Source organism: Pseudomonas sp. ICBG1301 (assembly GCF_016918385.1).
Lineage (GTDB): Bacteria > Pseudomonadota > Gammaproteobacteria > Pseudomonadales > Pseudomonadaceae > Aquipseudomonas > Aquipseudomonas palleroniana.
Genome location: NZ_JAEKGB010000027.1, coordinates 1 through 647, shown reverse-complemented (window position 1 = coordinate 647; position 647 = coordinate 1). Strand labels below are relative to the sequence as shown.

Genomic DNA, 647 nt, shown 5'->3' with positions numbered 1-647 from the left:
TCCACCGTATGCGCTTCTTCACTTGACCATATAACCCCAAGCAATCTGGTTATACTGTGAAGACGACATTCGCCGAAAATTCGAATTTCTCAACTAAGAGAACTCACAAATTTTACCTTAGCCTGATTCGTTACCAGTGAAAGTAACGTTCAGTCTATCTTTCTATCACATACCCAAATTTTTAAAGAACGATCTAATCAAAGACTAGAAATCAACATTCACCATCACTTTGATGGAATGCTCATTTCTAAGCTTTAAACGTCAGAAGCAGTAGTGGTGGAGCCAAACGGGATCGAACCGTTGACCTCCTGCGTGCAAGGCAGGCGCTCTCCCAGCTGAGCTATGGCCCCGTATTTCTACAGGCGTTTCCCACACAAAATTGGTGGGTCTGGGCAGATTCGAACTGCCGACCTCACCCTTATCAGGGGTGCGCTCTAACCAACTGAGCTACAGACCCAATTTCGGGCTGCTTCTTATCGTCTTCTTCAATGAATCAAGCAATTCGTGTGGGAGCTTATGAAGCAGCTGATGTCGTCGATTAAGGAGGTGATCCAGCCGCAGGTTCCCCTACGGCTACCTTGTTACGACTTCACCCCAGTCATGAATCACACCGTGGTAACCGTCCTCCCGAAGGTTAGACTAGCTAC

General features: G+C 47.0%; 2 tRNA genes and 1 rRNA gene. All 3 read right to left on the bottom strand.

The features are described from left to right. Positions 1 to 274: 274 nt before the first annotated feature. Positions 275 to 350: transfer RNA gene (locus JBE38_RS27530), tRNA-Ala, on the bottom strand. 30 nt (positions 351 to 380) lie between these two features. Further along, positions 381 to 457, bottom strand: a tRNA-Ile gene (locus tag JBE38_RS27525). A gap of 82 nt (positions 458 to 539) precedes the next feature. After that, positions 540 to 647 (bottom strand): 16S ribosomal RNA (locus tag JBE38_RS27520); the annotation flags it as partial.